The organism is Actinomycetes bacterium, assembly GCA_035506535.1.
Classification (GTDB): Bacteria; Actinomycetota; Actinomycetes; order DATJPE01; family DATJPE01; genus DATJPE01.
Window position 1 is genome coordinate 80720 of record DATJPE010000001.1, and the last position, 21139, is coordinate 101858.

Here is a 21139-nt window from a genome sequence, read left to right on the forward strand (position 1 = left end):
CAATCGGCGCATGGCCCACCTGCGCTGCGACTTCTACTCCGACGTGCTCGGCCTGAGCACGTCGATGACCGTGATCCTCCCGCAGCAGACCGCGACCCAGATCGGCCTGGCCGGCCGAGCGTCGGACGCGCCGCCGCCGGTGCTGTACCTGCTGCACGGCCTCTCCGACGACGACACCATCTGGCTGCGCCGCACGTCCATCGAGCGCTACGTCGCGCCGCTGGGGCTCGCGGTGGTGATGCCCCAGGTGGGCCGCAGCTTCTACACCGACGAGGCGCACGGCGGGCGGTACTGGACCTTCCTCTGCGAGGAGCTGCCCGCCGTGGTCCGCTCCTTCTTCGTCGTCTCCGACCGGCGCGAGGACACCTTCGTCGCCGGGTTGTCCATGGGCGGCTACGGGGCCCTGAAGTGGGCGCTGCGTCACCCCGGCGCGTTCGCGGCCGCGGCGAGCCTCTCGGGCGCGCTCGACGTCGCCGCCCTCCAGGCCGCCCCGCCGATGCCGGAGGACCCCACGCTCATGCGCCGCGTGTTCGGCGAGCAGCCGGTGGCCGGGGGACCCGAGGACCTCCTGGCCCTGGTCGGCGGCGCGGACCCCGAGGAGCTGCCCGCCCTGTACGTCTGCTGCGGGAGGCAGGACCCGCTGCACGCGCGCAACCAGGTCTTCGTCGCGGCATGCGCGGAGGCGGGCGTACCCGTGACCACCTCCTTCGACCCCGGGGAGCACGAGTGGGGCTACTGGGACGAGAAGATCCAGGAAGTCCTTGCCTGGCTGCCCCTGAGGACGTGAGTCACGGACGCCGGGGCAGCCCCGAGGTGCTGTACGTGCGGCCGTCGAGGTCGACCGCGTACGCCTCGTAGCCCGGCTGCACCGTGAGCCAGTCCAGCCCGGGGACGCCGCACGCCACCAGTGCCGTCGCGAACGCGTCGGCGAGGGCGGCGTCGGGTCCCACCACCGTCGCCGATCGAAGCCGACGGGCCGGCCGGCCGCTTCGCGAGTCGATGACACCTGATCCCGTCGAGGTCGAGACCGCGATGTCGGTGACGTCGAGGACGGCCGTGAGGTCGGTCAGCGCGTCGGGTCGGCGTACGCCCACCGCCCAGGGCGCTCCCGCTGCGCGCTCACCGCGAACCAGCACGTCGCCGGCCGCGTCGATGCGCACGCCGGTCGCCACCGGCGCGAGCAGCTCGGCCGTCGGGCCGAGGGCCCAGCCGAGGACGATCCCGGCCGGGTCGAACCCGCCGGGCAGCCCCCAGGGGTCGAACCAGCCGTCGCTCGCCGCCCAGGCGCGCTCGCACGCCATGAGCAGGTCCTCGACGAGCGGCTCGTCGACCTCGGCGATGCGCCGGTCGCGGCGCAGCCGGGACACCGCGCTGTCGCGCCCGGGGCCGAACACGCCGTCGACCCGTCGAAGCCAGGCGGCGGCAGCAGCGGATGCGCGGTCCGCGGCTTCGTCGTCGGCCACCCCCCGAAGGTCGACGTGCAGCGTCTCGCCGAGCAGCTCGTGGCTGCGCACCAGCCGATGGCCGGCGCGCTCGACGGTACGGGTCATCCCCCCACCTCCCCTCTCGTGGCCGGGCATCGGCACTGTCGAGGCGGGGGTGTAGCCGAAATGATCACGAGTTCGCGCCTGGTGGGTGAGTGCCATGACCGCGACCCTTCTCGCCCTCGCTGGGGTCCGGCTGTGAGACCCGTGGGCGTCCCCTGTGGGTCTGCGTCGGCCGGCCAGGACCGACCCCCGGGGGGACCCTCCGGGGGCGGGCTCAGCGGGCCTGCTGGAGCGCCGCGGCGAGGGAGGACATGAACGCGCGGCTGGTGTCGGTGGCCCCCGAGACGACGGCGACCTGCGCGGACTGGGCCCGCAACGCCTCCTGGACCAGGATGGGGACGGCCCGGGCGTTGATGTAGGCCGACCGGCCATCACTGGGGGTCACCGGTACCGAGACGGCGGTGACCCGCTTGCCGCGGACGGTGACCCGCACCTGGATCGGACCCCAGCCGTTGGAGACGACCGGCCCGGTCACCGTCCGGGTGACCGGGGGCGGGGGAGCCGGGGGCGGGGCCGACCGCGTGGGGCGCGGCCGGCTGCTGCGGTGGGCCTTCGGAGACGTCGGCGCGGAGCGCGAGACCGACGCGGCGGCGTGCGCGCGTCGGTGCGAGGTCGGCGCGGGCGAGCGCGGCGACGGCGTGTTCCTCGTGCTCACCGGGGGGGCCGAGGCCGGGCCGGCCGCCAAGCCCGAGGCGTCGCTGGGGGCGGCCGGTGGGTCCGGGGTGGAGGCGGCGGGAGGTGGCGCCGCGCCGATCGCGGGGCTGCCGGCCCGGGGGGCGACGACGACCACCGCCGCAGCCCCGGCCGCGGCTGCCGCGGCCGCCAGGAGGACTCGCCTCACGCGTCCGCGCCCTCGGGCAGGAAGGCGAAGCTCTCGGCGTGCACCCGCTCCTCGGGGATCCCCAGTCGCCCCGCCTCGCGCCGGATGGCGCCCACCAGCGCCTGCGGCCCGCACACGAAGATCGTGCGGTGGCGGATGTCCGGGACGAGGGTGTGCAGGCGGTTGGCGTCGAGCGGCTGCTGGCGTCGGTCGCCCGCGAGGAGGAGGACCCTCGCGCCGTACGCCCTGGCCAGGCGCTCGAACTCATCGCGCCACAGCGCCTCCTGCAGGTCGCGGACCCGGTAGAGGACGACCGCGTGGGCGTGCCGACCCGCCTCCTCGAGGATCGCGCGCACCGGTGCGACGCCGACCCCGCCGGCCACGAGCAGCAGCTTCTGGCCGTGCAGCTCGCCGTGGGGGGCGCTGTGGAAGCGCCCGTACGGTCCTTCGACCGCGACCCGCGCACCCGGGCGGAGGTGCCGCAGCGCCTGCGAGTGCGGACCGACCTCGCGGGCGGTGACCCGGATGAAGCGCGAGTTCGGCACCGAGGACAGCGAGTACGGGTGCGCGCGCCACCACAGCCCCGGGACGAGGAAGCGCCAGAGGAAGTACTGACCGCCGTGCGCCTCGAGGTCGCGCAGGTGGGAGCCGGTGAGGTAGACGCTGACGATGCCGGGCGCCTCCTCGACCACGGAGTGCACCCGCAGCTCGTGGTACAGCGACGTCGCGACCGGTCGCAGCACCCGGCCCCACACGACCATGAGGGCGACCGTCACGAACAGGGCGAGCCACAGCCGTTTGGTCAGCGGGTGCGTCACGAAGCTGGCCCCGTTCATGACCTCGTGGCCGTACGCCAGGAGCACCGCGGCGTAGGTCGCGAGGTGGGTCAGCCACCACGTGACGTAGCGCAGCCGTCGGCGCACGCCAGGGACCGCGAGCACCCCGATGACGGCGAACACGGTGAAGGCCAGCGTGGCCCGCAGCATCGCCGGGTACCCGGTCACGATCCGCCAGGCCTCGGTGAGCGGGCTGACCTGGTCTGCCGCCGCATAGCCCCAGACGACGAGGGCGACGTGCGCGAGCAGCAGGTAGAGGGTGGCCGCACCGAGGCGGCGGTGGGCGTGCAGCAGCCGGTCGTGGCCGAGCCGCCGCTCGATCGAGGGCAGGCGCGCGGCGAGGGCCACGGTGCACAGCGCGAAGTACGCGGCCAGCAGGCCGGCGCAGCGGCCCAGGAACGTGGCGATCCCGCCCGGGCTCGAGGCGAAGCCCGGCGCCTCGCCGACCCAGGCAAGACCCGTGACGACCCCTGCTCCGAGTGCCACGATGCCCACGCCGAGGTCCACCCGTCGGGGGCCGGGCAGGACGGTCGTGTACGCCGAGGCCGGAGCCGGGGTCGTCACGACCTGAGCGTTCCCGAGCCCTCTGAGAGCCCTCTTAGAGCGCGCGTCGGTCAGGCGTCCTCGATCTGGCACCGGACGCCCTTCAGGCGTCCTCGATCTGGCACCGGACGCCCGTCAGGCGTCCTCGATCTGGCACCGGACGCCCGTCAGGCGTCCTCGATCTGGCACAGCACGGCCCCCGTGGCCACGGAGGCGCCCACCTCGGCGGTGAGCCCGCGGACGACGCCCGAGCGGTGGGCGTTGAGCGGCTGCTCCATCTTCATCGCCTCGAGCACGATCACCAGGTCGCCCTCGGCGACGGAGTCGCCCTCGGCGACGAGGACCTTGACGACGGTGCCCTGCATCGGAGCCTCGAGCGCGTCGGTTGAGGCGATGGCCTTGGCCTTGCGGGCCCCGGTGCGCCGCGGCGGGCCCTGGGTGGGGGCGGGCGCCGAGGTGCCGAGCCCGGCGGGCAGCACCACCTCCAGCCGCTTCCCGCCGACCTCCACCACCACCGCCTCCCGCCGCTCCTCCTCCGGCCGCGCGGAGGGAGCGGTGAAGCGCGGGATCGTGTTGTCGAACTCGGTCTCGATCCAGCGCGTGTGGATGCGGAACGGCTCGTAGGGGTCGGCCGGGGCGAAGGCTGGGTCGTCGACGACGACGCGGTGGAAGCTCAGCGCCGTCGCCATGCCGTCGACCTCGAACTCGCGAAGCGCGCGCCGGGAGCGCTCGAGGGCCTGCTGGCGGGTAGCACCCGTGACGATGAGCTTCGCGAGCAGGGAGTCGAAGTTCTGGCTGATGGTCGTGCCCGCCTCGACGCCGGAGTCCAGCCGCACGCCCGGTCCGGACGGCGCGCGCCAGGTCGTGATCGTTCCGGGCGCGGGCAGGAACCCGCGGCCGGGGTCCTCGCCGTTGATGCGGAACTCGATCGCGTGGCCACGGGGCTGCGGGTCGTCGTACCCGAGCGTCTCGCCCTCGGCCAGCCGGAACATCTCGCGCACCAGGTCGATGCCCGTGACCTCCTCGGTGACCGGGTGCTCGACCTGCAGGCGGGTGTTCACCTCGAGGAAGGACACCGTGCCGTCCTGGCCGACGAGGAACTCGCACGTCCCGGCGCCGACGTAGCCCGCCTCCTTGAGGATCGCCTTCGAGGCGCGGACGATCTCCGCGTGCTGAGCCTCGGTGAGGAAGGGCGCGGGCGCCTCCTCGACCAGCTTCTGGTGGCGGCGCTGCAGCGAGCAGTCCCGGGTGGAGACCACGACCACCCCGCCGTGCCGGTCGGCCAGGCATTGGGTCTCCACGTGCCGCGGGTTGTCCAGGTAGCGCTCGACGAAGCACTCGCCGCGGCCGAAAGCCAGTACGGCCTCACGGACGGCGGAGTCGTAGAGGTCGGGGATCTCCTCGAGGCTGCGGGCCACCTTGAGACCGCGCCCGCCGCCGCCGAAGGCGGCCTTGATAGCCACGGGCAGCCCGTGCGTCCGCGCGAAGTCCACCACCTCCTGCGCGCCGGCGACCGGGTCCGGCGTGCCCGGCACGAGGGGGGCCTGCGCCCGTTGGGCGATGTGGCGTGCCTTCACCTTGTCGCCGAGCGCCTCGATGGCCGCCGGCGGCGGGCCGATCCAGGTCAGTCCGGCGTCGATGACCGCCTGGGCGAAGTGGGCGTTCTCGGACAAGAACCCGTAGCCGGGGTGGACCGCGTCCGCGCCGGCGCGCGCCGCCACGTCGAGCAGCTTGTCGACGACGAGGTAGGTCTCGGCGGCGGTGCTGCCGCCGAGGGCGTAGGCCTCGTCGGCCGCCCGTACGTGCAGGGCGTCGCGGTCGGGGTCGGCGTACACGGCGACGCTGCCGATGCCCGCGTCGGCGCACGCGCGGGCGACCCGGACGGCGATCTCGCCGCGGTTGGCGATGAGGACCTTGCGCACGTGGCGGAGCCTAGTGTCCTCGGCTTGACGTTCGCTGCCGGACCGGTGGCCCGGGCACACCCACCCTCTAGGGGAGCGCCGCGGCGCGGACGCAGAGCACGTCGGGCATCCGCTGCCCGGCGAGGGTCCAGCCCTCCCCCTCGTCGGCGCTGACCCAGACCTCTCCGCCGCGGGTGCCCACGTAGATCCCCAGCGGGTCGGCCCCGTCGGTGGTGAGCGCATCCCGGAGCGAGATCGTCCAGCAGTGGTCGGGCAGGCCCGCCGACGCCGCGGCCCAGGAGGAGGCGCCGTCCCCGGTGCGCCACACCTGCAGCTGCCCGTCCGGGGGCAGCCGGTGCGCGTCGGCGACGAGCGGGACGAGGTAGGCCGTCCCCGCGCGCCGTGGGTGCGTCGCCACCCCGAAGCCGAAGTCCGCGGGCAGGCCCGCTGTCGCGAGCGACCAGGTGCGGCCGTCGTCGGTGGAGGTGAACACTCCGCCGTGGTTCTGCGCGACGAGGTGGTCGGGGTCGTCGGCGAAGCGGGCGACCTTGTGCACGCACTGGCCGAACTCGGGATAGCGGTCGGGCATGAACCGCGCCTCGATGCCGGTGTTGGACGCCGACCAGCTGCTGCCGCCGTCCTCGCTGCGGTAGACCCCGCCGGCGGAGATCGCCACGAGCAGCCGGTCCGGGTCCCGGGGATGCGGCAGGACCGTGTGCAGGCACATGCCCCCGGCCCCGGGGTTCCACTGGGGCCGGTGCGGGTGGTCCCAGAGCCCACGGACCAGCTCGAAGCTCTCGCCGCCGTCGACGGAGCGGAACAGCGCCGCCGGCTCCACGCCGGCCCAGACCTCCTCCGGGCGCTCGGCGGGTCCCGGCTGCAGCTGCCACACCTGCTCGACGGACGCACCCAGGTCGGCGGGGAAGCGCACGGCGCCACGTTCCAGCTCGGTCCAGGTCTCGCCCAGGTCGTCCGAGCGCACCACCACCGGTCCCCAGTGCTGGCTGTGGGCCCCGGCCAGCAGCCGAACGGGGTCACGCCGGGTGTCGATGCCGACCCCCGCGACTGCCTGCATCCCCAGGTGCGGATCCGACCAGGACCAGTCGACCCGGTCGGTCGAGGTGGCCAGGAACAGGCCCTTCTTCGTGCCGACCGCCATCAGGTACCTCGTCATGGCAGGCGATCCTCGTCCTCGCCACCGACAGGCCTCAACGCCTCCCGCGGCTGCGTTCGCAGGTGCGGTCGTCCCATGGTCGAAGGTCCGCGCACCTGCGGGTCAGGAGGTCCGCCACACGTCAGTGACGGCGACGCCGGCCTGGGCCAGCATGCGGCGCAGGAGGGGCAGGGACAGGCCCACGACGTTCGACGGGTCCCCGTCGACCCCGTCGACGAACCAGCCGCCGAGCCCGTCCAGGGTGAAGGCGCCGGCCACCCGCAGCGGCTCGCCGCTGGCGACGTACGCGTCGATCTCGTCGTCACCGACGTCGGCGAAGCGCACGACGGTCGACGCCGCGGCCGCGGCCTCCTGCCCTCGGTGGATCACGCAGTGGCCGGTCCGGAGCACCCCGTCACGGCCCCGCATCATCCGCCAGCGCAGCCGTGCCTCGGCGGCATCGGCGGGCTTGCCGTACGCCGTCCCGTCGAGGTCGAGCACCGAGTCGCAGCCGACCACGACGGCGTCCGGGTCGGCCAGCCGGTCGGCGACCGCGCGCGCCTTGCGGCGGGCCAGCTCCAGGGCGACCGCCTCGGGCGGGCCGTCCACGCCGTCCTCGTCGACCCCGCTCACGACGACCTCGGGCGACACCCCGGCCGCACGGAGCACCCCGAGCCGGCCGGGGGAGGCGGAGGCGAGCACGAACCTCACGGCGACGCCCACCATCGGTGCGCCACCAGCTCGGCGACGACCACGTCGGCGAGCAGCCGTACGTCGTCGACGTCGTCGTGGGCGTAGCGCAGGCCGTACGCCGACCCGGCCGGGTCCGCACCAACCGTGACGACGGTGGAGCCGCGCTGCGCCGTCCAGCCCAGCAGCTCGCCGTCCTGCGCCGATCCGGCGAGCAGCAGCAGCCGGTAGTCCAGGGTCTTGGTCAGGTAGACGTCGACGTGGTTCCAGTCGCCGGTCTCGCAGGCGGTCGAGGGGCGGCGGGGCCCTTCGCGGACCATGAGCGCCGACTGCTGCGCTGTGCCGAACCGGCGGGCCGGCGCCGCGATGTACACCCCGGCCGGCCCGTCGAGGTGATCCGCGACGGCTGGCAACCACCGATCGCGGCGCGACATCAGATCGGCGGTGGCATCGACCGCCGCCTCGAGGACCGGTGTGAGGTCGCCGAGCCGACCGGTCGCAGTCTTCTCGAGCGCCAGAAGCACGGCCTGGGTGTGGGTGAAGCTCCGGCAGGCGACACCTCCCTCCTCGGGGCCGCACAGCAGCGGCACGGTCTCGATGGCGAGTCCGTCGAGCGGGCTGCCGCCGACCTCGGTGACCGCCAGGACGCGGGTCCGCCCGCGGTATCGCTCGGTGGCGTCGAGGGTCTCCGGCGAGGTCCCCGAGGCCGACACCGCGACGACGAGCTGCCCGGAGCGCGGTGGTGGCAGCAGGTCGCTGGAGGCCAGCTCGGCGGTGGCCCGCAGCCCGTGCGCGCGCATCCGCGCCGCCGCGACACCCGCGGCGTACGCGGAGGAGCCCATGCCCAGCAGCACGATCTCGTCGATCCCGTCCAGCAGCCGCGTGAAGGGCCGGGCCTGGACGAGCACGTCCGCGAGGTACGCGAGCGTCTCGGGGCGGCGTTCGACGTCGGCGAGGAATCCGGCCGGGTCCATGGGCGCAGTCTGTCCGCGCGTCAGCCGAGCAGCGCCGGCAGCGCGGCGTCCGGGACGTAGAGCCAGCGGGGCAGGTGACGCGCGGCGTAGACGTACTCGCGGCACTCCTGCTCGACCGCGAAGGGGGCCAGCAGCCGCTCGTCGAAGCGGTCCGCGTCCGCACCCAGGGTCTCGAGATAGCTCGCCAGGAACGTCTCGTGGGCCGTCGCGATCCACGCCTCGACGCGGCTGGCGTCGGCGTCGGGCGCGTGTCGCAGCGCGACCCGCCCGACGTGGTCCAGCGATGCCAGCATCCCCGCGACGTCACGCGCCGTCGGCTGCGGGGCGAGCCGCTCGGCTGGCGGCAGTACCGGGTTGCCGTCGAAGTCGTTGACGGCGTACCCGCCCTCCCAGCGCAGCACCTGGCCGACGTGCAGGTCGCCGTGCACCGGCTGGACCGGCGTGCTGTCCACCTCGGACAGCACGGCGAGGCTCGCCCGGGCCTTCGGCGCGAGGGCGCGGAGGCGCTCGCCCTCTGGGCCACCCGTCAGGGCGAGCGCCTCCTCCAGGGTGTCGAGGGCTCGCTGGTGCCAGGTCCGCACGCGCGCCGCGTCCGCCGTGCCCCCGGGGTGCCGCTCGAGGGAGGAGGGTGTCGCGAGCGCGTTGTGCATCCGCGCGACCAGCCCGCCCAGGTGACGGGCCGCCGCGAGGACGTCGACGGCGTCGCCGCGGGCGTAGCTGCGGACGTCCTCGACGTAGAAGTCCCAGCCGTCACGTGCGCCCGGCAGGTGGCTGGTGACGGCGGCGAGCAGCACGGGCGTCCCGAAGTCCGCGTCCAGGTAGACCTCGCCCAGCGGCGCCGGCTGCTCGGTGAAGCCGACCTCGGCGAGATGCACGGTACGTCGTGGCGCGGGCGAGGCGGACGCGGTCGGGTGGACCGTCCACTTCACGACGACGGCATCCCCGCTCCCGACGCCGCCCACGATCACCGAGTACTGGGTCTGGTCCACGGTTATCGGCGTCTCCGTCGGTGCGGCGGGCGCCGGCCCGCCCCGCCAGACGCCCCGCAGCCGCCCGACCCTGACGCCGTGACCGACCGTCGTCCCGGTGACGAGGCCGGAGGTCCCGGCGGCGAGGCCGGAGACCAGCGCGGCCGAGTCGCCGTCGACGACCTCCACCCACCAGCCGTCCGGACCCTCGTGGACCGCCGGCTCGATCACCCCGTGCTCGATCACCCGATGCTCGATCGCCCCAGGCCGACCCGTTCGATCACGTCGGCTCCCCGCATCAGGCCGTCTCGCCCGCGGACCGCGGCGCCGATGCGCTCCAGGCGGGCCCGCAGGACCGCGTCGTCGGCGATGCGGTCCACGGCGCCGACGAGCTCGTCGTCGTCGACGCCGTAGGTGTCGAGCCGAAGGCCGTACCCGAGCTCGTGGACGCGCTGGGCGTTGTCGTACTGGTCCCAGAAGAGCGGCAGCACGACCATGGGCTTGCCGAAGTGGAACGCCTCGGTCGTCGTGTTGTTGCCGCCGTGGGTGATCACCAGGTCGACCTGCGGCAGGACCGAGGTCTGCGGCACGAACTCCGCTCCCCACATCGTGTCCGGCAGGTCCAGCTCGTCGTGGCGGGGTCCCTTCGAGACGATGAAGCGGTGCCGGCTGCGGCCGAGCACGGCCACGAGCCGACGCATGAGGTCGACGTCCGCACTCCCCAGGGAGCCCAGCGAGAGGTAGACGAGCGCGCTGCCCTCGGGGCGCTCGCGAAGCTGCTCCGGCACCTCGAAGGTCGCGTCGGTGCGCCGGACGCTCGAGTCCAGCCGGTGCCAGGTCCGGTCGAGGGGGCGCGCGTCGGTGTAGTCCGCCTCGCGCGGGAAGACGTACAGGTTGGCCGTCGGCGAGGTGTGGACGAACTCCAGGTCGGGAAGCGGCGCCGCGCCCTGCTCCTGCACCCACGCGTCGAACTCCTGCCACATCGGGCGGTGGGTCCGGTCGTACTCGGCACGGAACGCGGCCCAGACGGACGGGTCGGCCGCGGGCAGCCCGGAGTACGCCGGGGGGATGCCTGGCCCGGGGACCTCGAGGGGGTTGCAGGAGACGATGCGCACGAAGGGGGCGCCGTACGTCGTCAGCGCCGGGAACGCCACCACGTTGTCCTCGACCACGACGTCGGGGCGAACCCGCTCGAGGATCTCGCGCAGCTGCGGCTCGCAGTAGCGCGCGCCGTCGATGAGGGCCTGCCACGTCGGCCGCATGAACGTCTCGAGCTGCTCGATCGTCGGCTTGCGGAACTCCGGCGCGGTGTCGCGGATGAAGTCCTTCCAGAACTGCCCGGCGTCGCCGCCGTCACCGTCCGCCGGCGGAGGAGCGAGGTGGACGAGGTCCTCCTCGAAGCCCAGCGCCGCCAGCCGGCCCTGCCAGGACGCCTCGGCCGCGAAGACGACGCGGTGACCGCGCCGGCGCAGCACGTCGCCGATGCCGATGCAGTTGTTGGTCGGCCCGTACGCCGACTCGGGCATGAACAGGACCGTCAGGGGAGCGCCCGCGGCGCCGTCGCCGACCATGGGAGGCATTCAACACGCGTCAGCGCGGGTAGCCCGATGCCAGCCACGACCCGCGTCCGGGGCCGAGGGGCGGCCTGATGTTGCGCGAGGGGCGCGCCCACCACGACCGCGCCGGCTGTGGCCGGCGTTCGGTGCGCTGCCGGGCCGCCACCACGGCGAGGGCCGCGACGAGCGCCGCGACCTCCTCGTCGCTGGCGTGTCCCCGCACGACTCGTACCGAGGGGGGATCGGCGCTCACAGGGGGATGTTCCCGTGCTTGCGCGGCAGCCGGTTGCCCCGCTTGGTCCGCAGCGTGCGCAGCGCCCGCACGATGTGTTCACGGGTCTGGGAGGGCTCGATCACGGCGTCGACGTAGCCTCGCTCGGCGGCGATGTAGGGGTTGAGCAGGGTGTCCTCGTAGTCGTTGATGAGGCGAGTGCGGGTGGCCTCGACGTCGTCGGCCTCGCGCAGCTCCGAGCGGTACAGGATGTTCACCGCCCCCTGCGCCCCCATGACGGCGATCTGCGCGGTCGGCCACGCGAGGTTGACGTCCGCGCCGAGGTGCTTGGAGCCCATGACGTCGTAGGCACCGCCGTACGCCTTGCGCGTGATGACCGTGACCAGCGGGACGGTTGCCTCCGCGTAGGCGTAGATGAGCTTGGCGCCGCGCCGGATGATGCCGTTCCACTCCTGGTCGGTCCCGGGGAGGAAGCCGGGGACGTCCACGAAGGTCAGCACCGGGATGTTGAACGCGTCGCAGCAGCGCACGAACCGGGCTGCCTTCTCCGAGGCGTCGATGTCCAGGGTGCCCGCGAGCTGCATCGGCTGGTTGGCGACCACCCCGACGGAGCGTCCCTCGACGCGCCCGAAGCCGATCACGATGTTCGGGGCGAACAGCGGCTGCACCTCGAGGAAGTCGCCCTCGTCGAGCACGGCCTCGATCACCTTGCGGATGTCGTAGGGGTGGTTCGCGGCGTCGGGGACCAGCGTGTCGAGCGCGAGGTCCTCCTCGGTGGGGGTGAGGTCCGCGGGCTCGTCGAATGTCGGCGGCTCGTCGAGGTTGTTGCTGGGCAGGAACGACAGCAGCGCCTTGACCAGGTCGATGGCCGCCGCCTCGTCCGGTGCGATGTGGTGGGCGACGCCGCTTCGTGAGTTGTGGGTACGTGCTCCGCCGAGCTCCTCGAACTCCACGTCCTCACCCGTCACCGTCTTGATGACGTCGGGCCCGGTGATGAACATGTGCGAGGTCTGGTCGACCATGACGACGAAGTCGGTGATCGCGGGGGAGTAGACCGCCCCGCCAGCGCAGGGGCCCATGATGAGCGAGATCTGCGGGACCACCCCGCTCGCGTGCACGTTGCGCTTGAAGATCTCGGCGTAGAGGCCGAGCGCGGCGACACCCTCCTGGATGCGCGCCCCGCCCGAGTCGTTGATGCCTACCACGGGGCAGCCGATGCGCAGCGCGAGGTCCATGACCTTGACGATCTTCTCGCCGTAGACCTCGCCGAGGCTGCCGCCGAAGACGGTGAAGTCCTGCGAGAACACCGCGATGGGCCGCCCGTCGACCGTGCCGTAGCCGGTGACCACGCCGTCGCCGTACGGGCGCTGCGCCTGCAGCCCGAAGTTGGTCGTCCGGTGGCGGGCCAGGGCGTCGAGCTCGACGAAGGAGCCCTCGTCGAGCAGCATCTCGATGCGTTCCCGCGCCGTCCCCTTGCCGCGGGCGTGCTGCTTCTCGATGGCGACGACCGACCCGGCGTGGAAGGCCTCGTCGACCTTGTGCCGCAGCTGGGCGAGCTTGCCGGCGGTCGTGTGCAGGTCGGGGATCTCGGGGGGCACGGGCTCGGCGACCATGGGCGTGTGCGTCTCCTCGGCAGCGGCGGCGGCCAGCGGGCCGTAGCGTAGTCCGGTGCTCGAGACGCTGGACGCTCAGCGGGTCGAGGAGCTGCTGCGGCCGGGCGGTCCGTGGACCCGGCTGGCGTTCGTCGCCGAGACCGGGTCGACCAACACCGACCTCGCCCACTGGGCGCGGGAGGGGCGTGCCGAGGCCGGCACGGTGCTCGTGACCGAGCTGCAGCGGGCCGGGAAGGGCCGGCAGGGACGTGGCTGGCAGGCTCCGCCCGGACGCGCGCTCACCTTCTCGTCACTGCTGCACCCGAAGGTGCCCGCACCGCGCTGGGGCTGGCTCCCGCTGCTCGCCGGCATCTCCCTGCGCGACGCGGTCACCGAGGCGACCGGCGTGTCGGCCCGGTTGAAGTGGCCCAACGACCTGCTCGCGCCCGACGGACGCAAGCTGGCGGGGGTCCTCGCCGAGCGGGTCGAGGTGGGCGAGGCCGCGCTGGCCGTGATCGGGATCGGTCTCAACGTGTCCCAGCGCGACGACGAGCTGCCGGCACCGTCGGCCACGTCGCTCGTCCTCGCCGGAGCAGGTGAGGTGGACCGTGAGTCACTTCTGGCGCGGATCCTCGACGAGCTGGGCGCGCGGCTGCTCGCCTGGGAGGCGGCGGGCGGGGACCCGGACCAGGGACTGCGGAAGGCGTATCGGCAGTGCTCGGCGACGCTGGGCACCCTGGTGCGCGTGGCCCTGCCGACGGGCGACGTCCTCGCCGGCACCGCGCTCGACGTGGACCACGAGGGGTGCCTGGTCGTGCGTCCCGAGGGCTCAGCCGAGGTCGTCGCTGTCGCGGCCGGGGACGTGGTGCACGTCCGCTGAGTGTGTCGGGACCCTCGTTCTGCCACCATGCTTGGCCATGGCCTACCCAGCGAAGCTGCTCGCCTCCGGAGAACGGATCGAGTTCGAGATGCGTCAGCACTGGCGCGCCCTGGTGACGCCGGCCATCGTGCTGGTGGCGATCGTCGCCGGGACGACGTACCTGCTCACCGTCATGCCCGGGGGCGACACCGGCAAGTACCTGACCTGGCTGGTGCTCATCGTGGCGCTGGTGCTCATCGTGCGCTACGTGGTCAAGCCGTTCCTTGGCTGGATGACCAGCCAATACGTCTTCACCGACCGCCGCATCATCACCCGTACCGGGATCCTCTCGCGCAGCGGGCGTGACATGGCGCTGTCGAAGGTCAACGACGTCTCCTTCGACTACAACCTGCTGGAGCGCCTGCTGAACTGCGGGACCCTGAGGGTCGCCTCCGCCTCCGACGACGACCTCGTGATCAGCAACCTGCCGCACGTCGAGGAGGTGCAGCGCGAGATCTACCGGCTGCGCGAGGCCGACGACGAGCGCCGCCGCGCGGGCGGCCACGGGGAGGCGGCCGTCTCGGACGACTGAGCCCTGTCGCCGCGGCCCTGTCGCCGGCGCTGCTCCGGGCGGGTGAGACTCGCCCTTCCCGGGCGGCGTTCGGGGGACGTAGCGTCAGGCCCCAGTCTCGACCGGCCGAGGACGATGCCGGGGGATCCTTCCGCGTGTCGGGAGGAGATGCTGTTCTAGGGAGCGGTCGAGCAGCGGCCGGCCGGGAGGTGGGTAGCCGTGGAGGGCGAGGTCACCCTCGGGCATCCGCCTGTCGACAGGCAGACGGACACCTCGCGCCGACTCGCCGCCCTCGTCGAGATCGCCAAGGTCGTCGCGAGCGCGGAGGCCTTCGACGAGGTGCTGCGGCTGACCGCCGAGGCCGCTCTGCAGGCGCTCGGGGCGGCCAGCGTGTCGGTCTCGGTCTGGGAGCGCGACCGGGGCCGGGTACGCGCGCTGCTCAACGTGGGCGACCTCGGCCCGGGCGAGGTCCCGGAGCCGGTCGATGAGTTCTACCTGGTCGACGAGTACGGCGTCGTCGAGCCGCTCTTCGAGGACGCCATCCCCTATCTGCAGACGCTGCACGACGACCCCTCGAGTCCCGGGATCGACGCCGGGGTCGCCGGCCTGCTGCGCCAGCTCGGCAAGGGCTCGTGCATGGGGGTCCCGATCGTCCTCGAGGGCCGGGTCTGGGGTGAGCTGTTCGCCACGCGCTACGTGGAGGACCCGCCCTACACCGCCGCCGACATCGACTACGCGCTGGCCGTGTCCGGCCAGATCGCGGCCGGCGTCGCGCAGGTCCAGCACCTGGAGCGGGTGGCCCGGCTGGCCTACACCGACCCGCTGACCGGTCTGGCCAACCGCCGGGCCATCGACGACCGGCTGGACGCGGCGCTGGCCCACCACCGCCTCGACCAGCGGACCGTCAGCCTCGTCGTGGTCGACGTCAACGGGCTGAAGCGGATCAACGACCAGCGCGGCCACGACGCCGGCGACCGCGCGCTGGTGCACGTGGCCGGGCTGCTGTCCGCCGCGGCCGGGCTCGCGCCGGGCAGCCTGGCCGGGCGTACCGGCGGCGATGAGTTCTGCGTCGTCCTGGAGGGCAGCGACGCCGACCTCGCCGCGATGGTCGCCGAGGACCTCTGTCGTCGGGCCGCCGCCAGCCTCGACGAGGGCGTCGCCTGCGGCGTGGCGTCGACCGGTGACCCGGTCGGCCCCGTGGAGACCCCGGCCCGGCTGTTCCGGCTCGCCGACGCCGCCCAGATGCGCGCCAAGCGCAGCCGGTCGCGCCGCCCGGTCATCGCCGGGCGAGGGCTCCCGGATGACGCCACGGTGCGGTTGGCCGACGTACGCACCCCTGCCGGGCACGATCGTCGACGGCTGCGCTCGCGCAAGACGGCCGACGCGGTCCGCGTTCTCGACGACGTCGTCGAGTCCCTCGACCACCACCCGGGCCGCGACTCCGCTGGCCGCATGGAGGTGGTGGCGGACACCGTCGCCCGCCTCGTCGACGCCTCTGCCTGGTGCGTCAGCCACGAGCTGCCCGGGACCGGCGTCGTCGGCACGGTGACGTTCTCCTCCTTCCGCAGCTCGGCCGACCACGCCGCGGGACGCAGCGAGTTCTGGAACCCGGCCAACTCCGACTACGCGCTGGCGGACTACCCGGTGACGGCGGCCGCGCTGGACGGCGCCGGCGTCGTCCTCGACGTGGCCAGCGCCGACTGCGACCCGGCTGAGCAGACCCTGCTGGCGGGTGCGGGCTACACGCGCAACCTCATGGCCGGCGGGCGGGACCGCGACGGCGTGGGCTGGCTGCTCGAGGTCTTCACCGACGAGATCAGCGCCGGAGTCGACCACCTCGGACCCACGCTGCGCGCCCTCGTGGCCGTCGCGCTCGCCGGGCCGTGACCGGACCCGACCGCGTGCCGGCCGGCCCGGGGGCGTCGGAAGCGGGCGACCGGCTGGCCGGGTTGGCCCGCCTCGCCCGGGCCCTGGTACCCGCGCGCACCGTGGTCCAGGTCGCCGAGGTCGCCGCCCACGAGGCGCGCTTCGCCTTCGGCGCCCGCATCGCCGCGATCGGGCGCTTCGAGCTCGAGCGTGGCTCGCTGCGGGTGCTGGTCACGGCGGGGGACCTGAGCGCGGCGGAGCGCGCGCGCCACGCCGACGACGTACGCACCCTCGCCGACCACCCCGAGTTCGCCGCCCTCGCCGCCGACGCCGCCCCGTGGGTGGCCTCCCTCGACGACCCGCTCGTCTCGCCGGCCGCCCGCCAGGACCTCACGTCGGACGGCAGCCGGTCCGCGCTCGGCGTGCCGATCGTCCACGACGGCAGCGTCTGGGGTGCGCTGCTCGTGCGCCGCGGTCCCGACGCCGCCTCCTTCGGCCCCGGTGACCTGGACTTCGCGGTCGCCTTCGCCGGGCTGATCTCGGCGGGTCTCGGGCAGGTCGAGCACGTGGCCCGGGTCCGGCGCCTGGCCTACTCCGACCCGCTGACCGGGCTGGGCAACCGCCGGCTCATCGAGGAACGCCTCGAGCGCCTGCTCGGGTCCGCCGACCACGGCCCGGTCGCCCTGGTGATGGCCGACGTCAACGGCCTCAAGGCGGCCAACGACGCCTTCACCCACGCCCAGGGCGACCAGGCGTTGCGGGCCATCGCGGCCGCCCTGTCACGAGCGGCCGGGCGGCACCCCGGCTCGCTGGCGGGGCGCATCGGCGGGGACGAGTTCTGCGTCGTGGTCGAGGGCGACGCCGACGACGCGCTCGCGGTGGCCGAGGACTTCCTGCACCTGGCCACCGACGTCCCCTACATCCGCGGCGTGGCCGTCGGCGTGGCCAGCAGCAGCCTCGCCCCCGGCCCGGTCACCCGTGAGCAGCTGCTCTCCTGGGCGGACGAGGCGCAGTACGCGGCCAAGGCGGCCGGCTCGGCGCGACCGGTGGTCGCCGGTCGCGACGCGGTCGGCCGCCCCGAGCGGCGCCGTTGGCGTGGCCGGCCGGGCTCGGACCTGCTGCCCCGCGTCCTCGCGGACCTGGCCAGGGAGGCCGGTCCCAGCCCCGCGGACCGTCTGGCGTTCTTGGCGCGGACGATCTGCGAGGAGGTCGGCGCGGAGTCGTGGGTCGTCTCCCGCGTGAGCGACGGCGCCGCCACGCCGGTGGTCTCCTCCGCGGGCGAGCCCCGGATGGCGTTGCCGTGGCCGTCCGGCGCGGTCTGGGTACGCGCGGCCGCCACGTCGGGGGCCGAGCTCCTCGCGGGCGACCCGGACGCGCCGCTCGCCGAGGTGCGGGGGCGGCTGCGCGTCGGTTTCGTGCAGGTGGGCGACTGGGTGGTCGAGCTGGCCTCCGACGCCGACGCCACCCTGCTCGGCGTCCTGCCGACCCTGCGCGCTCTCGCCGCCGTCGCCGTCGTCGGCTGACCGCCCCCCTGGCACCCCACCCCTCTGGCAACTCCACCCCTCTTTGATGCGATGAACGCGGCGTTCTTCCAATAGGGCCGACGGAACGCCGCGTTCAGTCGCGATCGGCGGGTCCGGGGATGGGCGGGTCCGGGGTCGGGCGGGGCTGGGGTCCGGCGGTGGGTTCGGGGTCGGGTGGCGGCGGGCCGTGGGCGGCGGGGACCCGCCCGGGGCTTAGCCTCGGGGCATGCCGGACGACGAGGCACCCGCCCTGGAGACGCTGCGGACGAGGGTGCTCGCCGGCGGCGCGGCTCGCTACCACGAGGCGGCGGCGGCCAAGGGCAAGCTGTTCGCGCGCGAGCGCGTACGGCTGCTCGTCGACGAGGGCTCCTTCGCCGAGGACGGCCTGCTGGCCAACGTCCTGGCCGAGGGGCTGCCCGCGGACGGCGTCGTCACCGGCAGCGCCACCGTCGACGGGCGCCCGGTCTGCCTGATGGCCAACGACTCGACGGTGAAGGCCGGCTCGTGGGGTGCGCGCACCGTCGAGAAGATCATCCGGGTGATCGAGCGCGCCTACGCCACCGGCGTGCCCATGGTCTACCTCGTCGACTCGGCCGGCGCCCGGATCACCGACCAGGTCGCGATGTTCCCGGGGCGGCGGGGTGCGGGACGCATCTTCCACACCCAGGTACGCGCCTCCGGCTCGATCCCGCAGGTGTGCGCGCTGTTCGGGCCGAGTGCGGCCGGTGGGGCGTACATCCCGGCGTTCTGCGACCTGGTCGTCATGGTCGAGGGCAACGCGTCGATGTACCTCGGCTCCGCGCGCATGGTCGAGATGGTGACCGGCGAGAAGACGACGCTGGAGGAGATGGGCGGGGCCCGGGTCCATTGCGAGCAGTCCGGGGTCGGGCACGTGCTCGTCCCGGACGAGCCCGCGGCCCTGGAGGTCGTCCGGCGCTTCCTCTCCCTGCTTCCGTCGTCGTGGACCGGTACGCCTCCCGCGGCCGACCCCCGACCGCCGGAGCCGGTCGACCTTGCGTCGCTCGTCCCGGCGAGCGAGCGCCAGGTCTTCGACATGCGCCGCTTCGTCCGCGGCCTGCTCGACGCAGACTCCTTCTTCGAGGTGCACGCGCGCTGGGCGCGCGAGCTCGTCACGGGGATCGGCCGCCTCGAGGGCGAGGTGGTGGGCATCGTCGCGAACAACCCGATGGTCAAGGGCGGGGTGCTCTTCGTCGACTCGGCGGACAAGGCCACCCGCTTCGTCCAGATGTGTGATGCGTTCAACGTCCCGCTGGTGTTCCTCGCGGACGTACCCGGCTTCATGGTCGGCACGGCCGTCGAGAAGCAGGGCATCATCCGCCACGGCGCCAAGATGATCAGCGCGGTGTCGGAGGCGACGGTCCCGAAGGTGTGCGTCGTCGTGCGCAAGGCGTACGGCGCCGGCCTGTACGCCATGTGCGGGCCCGCCTTCGACGCGGATGCCACGCTCGCGCTCCCGTCGGCCCGGATCGCCGTGATGGGTGCGGAGGCGGCGGTGAACGCCGTCTACGCCAACACGATCGCCGCACTGCCCGAGGACGAGCAGGCGGCCTTCGTTGCGGCCCGGCGGGCGGAGTACGACGAGGACGTCGACCTGATCCGGCTGGCCAGCGAGCTCGTGGTGGATGCAGTCGTCGAGCCGGACGAGCTGCGCGGGGAGCTCGTCCGCCGGCTACGGGCTGCGGCGACCAAGGACCGCTCCTTCTCCCGCCGCCGCCACGGGATCACCCCCGTCTAGCGACCACCCTCCACTCCGGCGATTGCGCGGAATCGGGGGGTTGGGGCGCTCGGAAGGTCTGGATTCCGCGCAATCGCGGTCAGTGCGTCGGGCGACAGTCCGAGCAGCGGGCATTGGTTGGTCCCCTGACACGAGGGTCACAGGCCGGTCAGGGCGTTGCCGAGGTCGATGAACTGCTCCGTCGAGGGCACCTGGGGCCAGCTGCTGCTCATCATGACCACGGTCATCCCGTGCTTGGTGAAGTAGGCGTCGTCACCCCAGATCTCCTTGCGGCCCCAATGGGTCACGTACCCCTTGACGCCGGCGATTCGGACGGTGGTCGTGGTGAAGTACAGACCCTGCAGATTCGGGTTGGTCCCCGGGAGAGTGGGGAGGGGGAACTTGCCGACGAGGATCGTCATGCGAACCTGTGTGGAGGGGGACGCTTGGATGGCGGGCGTTGCCGGTCGCCCCACTTCGAATGACGCGGCCCACCTCGGCGGCGCCAGCCACCTCGGACCGGTCCCTAGCCATTTGTCCGTGAGATCCCAGTCGCTCGTCAGCACAACCCGGTCCGTGCGGAGGCGTAGCGGGAACGCGGGCGCGGGGTCGGGCAGGCGGACGACCTGCACGTACCTGGGTGGCCGTCCACTCGGCTTGGGGGAGCTGACGGACGTGCTCGCGCGGGCGTGACTCCCGGCCGCGGCGGGGTTCGACCTGTTCGCAGAGACGGCCGGGCGGGCTGTCTGAGTCGTCCGGCTGGCTGAGGCGGTGGCGGAAGCAGGGGGCGTGGGACGGCCCACCGGCGTCGGGCCCTCGCCCGTGCGCGTCCCCGCGTCGCCGAACGCCAGCGTGCCCAGGAGCGCGGCGGCGGCTGTCACGAGCGCAGCCGCGGCGGCCATGAAGGCGCGCTGCCGGGTACGCAGCCGCCGGCCCCTCGCCATGGCCGAGTGGAGGTCGACCCTCGAGGGCGGGGCGTCGCGTCCCGCACGGTCGAAGCGGGTGCGCAGGTCGGTGCTCATGCCAGGCTCCGCGGTGCTCGCGTGACGGACGAAGGGGAACCCGATGGCGCACCGGACGGAGCCAGCTCGCGTCTCAGGCTCTCGGTGGCTCGGGAGAGCCTGCTCTTGACCGTGCCGGGGCGTACGCCGAGCACGGCGGCGATCTGTTCCAGGGGGAGGTCATCGCCGTAGCGCAGGACGACGACGGCTCGTTGGCCGGGCGGCAGCGACCGAAGCGCACGTGCGAGCTCGTCGTCGGCGCGCTCGACCCGGCCCATGGCCTGCTCGCTCGAGCGGTCCGCGCGGTCCGGGACGGCGTCGACCGGGGTCTCGCGGCGCCACGGGCGGCGACGCTCGTCGAGCAGCTTGTGCAGCATGACGCGGGCGGCGTACGCGTCCAGGTTGCCGCCACGTGCAATCCGCGGCCACGACTTGAACATCCCGGCGAGCGACTCCTGGACGAGGTCGTCCGCGGTGTGCCAGTCCCCGCTGAGCAGGTAGGCCCGGCGCCGAAGCGTCGGCATCCGGCTCGCGGCCCACGCCAGGAACCCGGCGTCGTCGGCCGTGGGCAGATCGGGGTCGTCCAGTTCCTGACGAACCACGTCCGCCAACCCCTCTCGTCCCTGCGGCTGGGAACGACCCAACCATCGATCGCCCGATAAGCGCGATCAAGGTGTCGGAAGGTTCCGTCCGTCCACGCGATCCGGCGATTGCGCGGAATCGGGGGGTTGCGCCGCTCTGAAGGCCTGGATTCCGCGAAATCGCGAGCAGG

General features: G+C 73.8%; 19 protein-coding genes. 6 read left to right on the top strand and 13 right to left on the bottom strand.

What is annotated here, in order from left to right; genetic code table 11:
- Positions 1 to 10 precede the first annotated feature (10 nt).
- The gene (locus tag VMI11_00365) at positions 11 to 787 is read left to right on the top strand and encodes an alpha/beta hydrolase family protein (GenBank protein HTY70857.1); all 777 of its coding nucleotides are present in this window, start codon (positions 11 to 13) and stop codon (positions 785 to 787) included.
- A 1-nt stretch (position 788) separates the two neighbouring features.
- On the opposite strand, the gene VMI11_00370 is transcribed toward VMI11_00365, so the two are convergent.
- The 11 genes from VMI11_00370 to VMI11_00420 form a co-directional block, all read right to left on the bottom strand.
- Positions 789 to 1550: an FAD:protein FMN transferase gene (locus tag VMI11_00370; protein ID HTY70858.1), complete on the bottom strand. Its 762-nt coding sequence runs from the start codon at positions 1548 to 1550 to the stop codon at positions 789 to 791.
- Between the two features lie 211 nt (positions 1551 to 1761).
- Positions 1762 to 2388, bottom strand: coding sequence for an FMN-binding protein (locus VMI11_00375; GenBank protein ID HTY70859.1), 627 nt, complete (start codon positions 2386 to 2388; stop codon positions 1762 to 1764).
- A complete protein-coding gene (locus VMI11_00380; protein ID HTY70860.1) occupies positions 2385 to 3767 on the bottom strand; it encodes a ferredoxin reductase family protein in 1383 nt (460 codons plus the stop codon). The genes VMI11_00375 and VMI11_00380 overlap by 4 nt, the downstream gene beginning before the upstream one ends.
- A gap of 146 nt (positions 3768 to 3913) precedes the next feature.
- On the bottom strand, positions 3914 to 5668 hold the full coding sequence (locus VMI11_00385) for a biotin carboxylase N-terminal domain-containing protein (GenBank protein HTY70861.1): 1755 nt from the start codon (positions 5666 to 5668) through the stop codon (positions 3914 to 3916).
- Positions 5669 to 5735: 67 nt separating this feature from the next.
- Positions 5736 to 6821, bottom strand: a complete 1086-nt coding sequence (locus VMI11_00390; GenBank protein ID HTY70862.1) for an exo-alpha-sialidase — start codon at positions 6819 to 6821, stop codon at positions 5736 to 5738.
- Between the two features lie 102 nt (positions 6822 to 6923).
- A complete protein-coding gene (locus VMI11_00395; protein ID HTY70863.1) occupies positions 6924 to 7526 on the bottom strand; it encodes a Maf family protein in 603 nt (200 codons plus the stop codon).
- Entirely contained in the window at positions 7508 to 8464 is a 957-nt protein-coding gene (locus VMI11_00400) for an SIS domain-containing protein (protein ID HTY70864.1), read from the bottom strand. Before VMI11_00400 ends, VMI11_00395 begins: the two co-directional genes overlap by 19 nt.
- A 20-nt stretch (positions 8465 to 8484) precedes the next feature.
- Positions 8485 to 9678, bottom strand: coding sequence for an aminoglycoside phosphotransferase (locus tag VMI11_00405; protein ID HTY70865.1), 1194 nt, complete (start codon positions 9676 to 9678; stop codon positions 8485 to 8487).
- Complete coding sequence (locus VMI11_00410) at positions 9675 to 11003, bottom strand: nucleotide disphospho-sugar-binding domain-containing protein (protein ID HTY70866.1); 1329 nt, start codon at positions 11001 to 11003, stop codon at positions 9675 to 9677. The genes VMI11_00405 and VMI11_00410 overlap by 4 nt, the downstream gene beginning before the upstream one ends.
- Before the next feature lie 19 nt (positions 11004 to 11022).
- Complete coding sequence (locus tag VMI11_00415; GenBank protein HTY70867.1) at positions 11023 to 11241, bottom strand: acyl-CoA carboxylase subunit epsilon; 219 nt, start codon at positions 11239 to 11241, stop codon at positions 11023 to 11025.
- Positions 11238 to 12833 carry an acyl-CoA carboxylase subunit beta gene (locus tag VMI11_00420; GenBank protein HTY70868.1) on the bottom strand — a complete coding sequence of 532 codons (1596 nt, stop codon included), beginning with the start codon at positions 12831 to 12833 and terminating at the stop codon, positions 11238 to 11240. Before VMI11_00420 ends, VMI11_00415 begins: the two co-directional genes overlap by 4 nt.
- A gap of 55 nt (positions 12834 to 12888) precedes the next feature.
- Here VMI11_00420 and VMI11_00425 point away from each other — a divergent pair, with 55 nt between their 5' ends.
- From VMI11_00425 to VMI11_00445, 5 genes are all read left to right on the top strand, one after another.
- Positions 12889 to 13692, top strand: coding sequence for a biotin--[acetyl-CoA-carboxylase] ligase (locus VMI11_00425; GenBank protein HTY70869.1), 804 nt, complete (start codon positions 12889 to 12891; stop codon positions 13690 to 13692).
- Positions 13693 to 13729: 37 nt separating this feature from the next.
- The gene (locus VMI11_00430; protein HTY70870.1) at positions 13730 to 14263 is read left to right on the top strand and encodes a PH domain-containing protein; all 534 of its coding nucleotides are present in this window, start codon (positions 13730 to 13732) and stop codon (positions 14261 to 14263) included.
- A gap of 198 nt (positions 14264 to 14461) precedes the next feature.
- On the top strand, positions 14462 to 16129 hold the full coding sequence (locus VMI11_00435) for a sensor domain-containing diguanylate cyclase (protein ID HTY70871.1): 1668 nt from the start codon (positions 14462 to 14464) through the stop codon (positions 16127 to 16129).
- The gene (locus tag VMI11_00440; protein HTY70872.1) at positions 16126 to 17631 is read left to right on the top strand and encodes a diguanylate cyclase; all 1506 of its coding nucleotides are present in this window, start codon (positions 16126 to 16128) and stop codon (positions 17629 to 17631) included. Before VMI11_00435 ends, VMI11_00440 begins: the two co-directional genes overlap by 4 nt.
- A gap of 226 nt (positions 17632 to 17857) precedes the next feature.
- On the top strand, positions 17858 to 19387 hold the full coding sequence (locus VMI11_00445) for an acyl-CoA carboxylase subunit beta (protein HTY70873.1): 1530 nt from the start codon (positions 17858 to 17860) through the stop codon (positions 19385 to 19387).
- 137 nt (positions 19388 to 19524) lie between these two features.
- Here the strand turns inward: VMI11_00445 and VMI11_00450 are convergent, their stop codons facing one another.
- Together VMI11_00450 and VMI11_00455 are read right to left on the bottom strand one after the other, a co-directional pair.
- The gene (locus VMI11_00450; GenBank protein HTY70874.1) at positions 19525 to 19788 is read right to left on the bottom strand and encodes a hypothetical protein; all 264 of its coding nucleotides are present in this window, start codon (positions 19786 to 19788) and stop codon (positions 19525 to 19527) included.
- A 596-nt stretch (positions 19789 to 20384) separates the two neighbouring features.
- Positions 20385 to 20969 carry a SigE family RNA polymerase sigma factor gene (locus tag VMI11_00455; protein HTY70875.1) on the bottom strand — a complete coding sequence of 195 codons (585 nt, stop codon included), beginning with the start codon at positions 20967 to 20969 and terminating at the stop codon, positions 20385 to 20387.
- Positions 20970 to 21139: the final 170 nt, after the last annotated feature.